1 protein-coding gene is annotated in these 1,154 nt (G+C 65.6%); it reads left to right on the top strand.

The features are described 5' to 3' along the window. Positions 1–191 precede the first annotated feature (191 nt). Positions 192–1,154: Ig-like domain-containing protein (locus L979_RS16810; protein ID WP_255349605.1), on the top strand; the 963-nt coding region annotated here is incomplete at its 3' end.

The raw sequence follows: 1,154 nt of genomic DNA, 5'->3' as shown, positions 1-1,154 counted from the left end.
TGTCACCCCGCCACACCTCTTCCACCCCCACCCTTGCGGTCTCAGGTGCTCGCGCCTCCGCGCTGCTTGCTGCCGCGGCCCTGATCTGCGTCCCCGTTGCAGCGGCCACCCCCAGCCAAGCCGAGGTGATCCCGAATGCCATCGACAGCGTCCAGACTCAGGGCACCGTCCGCGTGTGAGATGGTTTCCGACTGGTCGCCACATGGTCAGTGCCGGACCACTCGCAGCCCGGAGACACATTTGCATTGACGCTGCCGCCTGAATTGACGCCCTTGCAGCGCACCTTCCCCATCACCACACCGGACGGTTCCGTAGTGGCCACCGCGGAGGCTGTGGACGGCAATGTTGTGGTCACCGTGTCCGATTTCGTCGGCACCCACCCCACCAACATTTCCGGTCGGATGGAGTTCAACGCCCTGGTCAGTGCGGATGCCACACCAGGTCAACCCCTGACCATCACATTTGGGGGAACCAGCACATCCGTGACTCCGGAGGGCCCCACGGGGATCGGCAACATTGAGGCGCCCTCCAAGTTCGGCTGGTACAACCCGGACGGCTCCAATTCCTGGACCGTCCAGGTGCCCGGACCCCTGACCAATGTCACGGTCACCGACTCCCCCGCCGGACATCAAATCGACTGCACCTCCGTCCACGCTTCCGTCGGCGAGTCCGTGGATGGCGCGTACCCCACCACTTTCACACCCAGGGCCGTGGAGCTCACCTGTGATGCCAACGGGTGGCGAGCAGTGGTGGGTGACCTTGCCCCCAACGACCTTCTGGTCATCATGGGCGATGTCAACACCACTGCTCCCGTGACGCCCGATGCCAACGGTTTGCTGGAGAATTCCTGGACCGTCACCTCTGACCAGTCCACCGACGGCGGCACCGCGGCCACCGTGCTCTACAGCGCGTTCGGAACCGGCAATGGAGTGCCCGTCCCGCCTGCACCGAAACCAACACCGGAGCCCACTCCAACACCGACGCCGGAACCAACCCCCATCCCCGAACCGACACCCGAACCGACACCCACTCCGACTGCAACTCCTACCCCGGAGACCACCCCGTCCGCATCGCCGACCCCCACTCCGGAGCCGACTCCAACGTCCACTCCCACCTCCACCCCGACCCCGGACACGACTGCCTCCCCGTCACCG

This window comes from Kocuria sp. ZOR0020 (assembly GCF_000800955.1).
GTDB lineage: Bacteria > Actinomycetota > Actinomycetes > Actinomycetales > Micrococcaceae > Kocuria > Kocuria subflava.
Note: the sequence above shows the minus strand (reverse complement) of the source record. Positions and strands in the feature narration are given on the sequence as shown.